At 34.4% G+C, this 2,226-nt stretch carries 2 protein-coding genes; both read right to left on the bottom strand.

Annotated features, from left to right (window positions below):
• Positions 1 to 18: 18 nt before the first annotated feature.
• Complete coding sequence (locus CJF42_RS25410; RefSeq protein ID WP_095369284.1) at positions 19 to 225, bottom strand: hypothetical protein; 207 nt, start codon at positions 223 to 225, stop codon at positions 19 to 21.
• 14 nt (positions 226 to 239) lie between these two features.
• A complete protein-coding gene (locus CJF42_RS25405) occupies positions 240 to 2,078 on the bottom strand; it encodes a monovalent cation:proton antiporter-2 (CPA2) family protein (RefSeq protein ID WP_095369283.1) in 1,839 nt (612 codons plus the stop codon).
• Positions 2,079 to 2,226 lie beyond the last annotated feature (148 nt).

Below are 2,226 nucleotides of genomic sequence, written 5' to 3'. Positions count from 1 at the left end.
CGGGTTATTGAGGTGTTACTAAAAATACATTGCACCGTCACCAACAATACGACCCATGGCTACTAATTGTGTGTTATTTTTTATTGTCACATGGAATAGACTATTATCTAAACTCATGTGAGCCATTTCAGAGTCAATGCTTCCCCAACCAATCAGCTCTCTTAATGTATTAAATTCATCAACACTAGGTGCATCTAGATAAACCCTAAATTCATTTTCAGTCATAAAACCTTATACTTCTAAAATTTACTTTTCGCTTGTTTCTGACAAGAGTTTAATTTTTTCTGTTGTGCCTTATCATTGTCTAAAACTTGTTTTAAATCTTCCACTCTTTGTTTTACAGCAATACCATAGCTTTTATCATCGCCCCAAACATCAGCTAAAATTTGCAAAGATTCGTTATCATGATCTGTAAATATTTTACCTGCCCTAATCGCATCAGCTTTATCATTCCCTAAAACCATTAGGGCCTCAACACCTAAATTCACAGCAGAATCAAAAGTTTCACGTTTAAAGCAAGTGACACCTAAGTACATTAATTCATAAGCATGGCGTCTATCTGTTGCTCGGGCGAATATTTTTAATTTAGGATAATGTTTATGAACAAGTTCAACAATTTCTAGTATTTTATCAGGCTCATCAATAGCAATAACGATAATTTTAGCTTCTTTAGCGCCTGAAGCTTCCAATAAATCCTGTCGAGCGGCATCGCCATAAAAAACTTTACTGTCAAAACGTCTTAACAGTTCAACTTGGCTAGGACTATGATCTAAAATAGATAAATGATATCCCTGTGCAGTTAATAAGCGACCAACTATTTGCCCAAATCGCCCATAACCCGCAATAATTACATTTTTAGTTGGTTCTATATCTTCAATTGAATCAAACTCAGGATCTTTTTTACTTGAAATCGTCAATGACTTTTCATATGCCATTATTATTAAAGGCGCACATAGCATAGATATAGCAACAATCAGAGTAATAATTTTAGTTTGCTCAGGACTTGTCACCAATAAGCCACTTGTTAATGACAAGAGTACAAATGCAAACTCTCCACCTTGTGCTAAAGCTAAAGTAAAGAGTAGTTTCTGATCTGATTTCATTTTAAATATATTCGCTAGCATAAATAAAATGCCCGCTTTAACCAAAATTAGCCCGAGTACTGAAAAAGAAACAAAAGCGAATTTATCAAACAGTAATGGAAAATCTATTGATGCACCTACCGTAATAAAAAACAGCCCAAGTAATAACCCTTTAAATGGTTCAATATCAACTTCTAACTCATGTCTAAACTCGCTTTCTGCTAATACTACGCCAGCCAAAAATGTACCTAGAGCAGGAGATAATCCAATGCGTTCCATCAATAACGCAATTGCAATAACCAGTAATAATGCTGTAACTGTAAATATTTCTCTTAAACGTGTTTCAGCAATGTAGCGAAATAATGGAGCCGAAATATACTTCCCAGCAAGAATAATAAATGAAATTACAATGAGAGAAACCCCAACTTGTCCATAAACAGGCAAGTGCGAAATAAGATTATGACTATCAGTTTCTGGAGCTGAAAACTCTTTAAAAGCGAGTAAAGGTAAGATGGCGAGAATAGGGATCACAGCAATGTCTTGAAAAAGTAATACTGAAAATGCGTTTTGTCCTGCATCTTGTTTTATCCAGCCTTTTTCAGTTAAGGTTTGTAAAACTATCGCGGTAGAAGAGAGCGCTAGCATAAGCCCTACTGAGAGAGATGTTTGCCAAGCTAAATTTAATGTATAAAAACATATCGAAAATATTATCGCTGTTGTGAATGTTACTTGTAATCCACCTAACCCTAAAATAGAATGTCTCAGTTTCCAAAGTCTTTCAGGTTGTAATTCTAACCCAACTAAAAACAGCATCATAACGACACCAAATTCAGCAAAGTGCATTACACTAGTTTGATCGCCCACTAACCCTAAAAGGTTAGGGCTTATTAAAATACCCGCTAATAAATAACCTAAAACAGAACCTAGCCCTAATCGCTTTGCAACGGGCACCGCAACAATAGCTGCCACTAAATAAATTACTGCCATTTCTAACATAATAAACAAATACCTTTTTCAATTAATTCTAATTACTTATTTTAGTTTTAAACTATATTTTTGCTTTATGTTCATAAATAAAATTACTACTAAAACCAATCAATGAAATATTAGTCGTAACAGGATTAAATGCCTCTATACTCAAACG

Origin of the sequence: Pseudoalteromonas sp. NBT06-2, assembly GCF_002276045.1 — a bacterium.
Lineage (GTDB): Bacteria > Pseudomonadota > Gammaproteobacteria > Enterobacterales > Alteromonadaceae > Pseudoalteromonas.
Note: the sequence above shows the minus strand (reverse complement) of the source record. Positions and strands in the feature narration are given on the sequence as shown.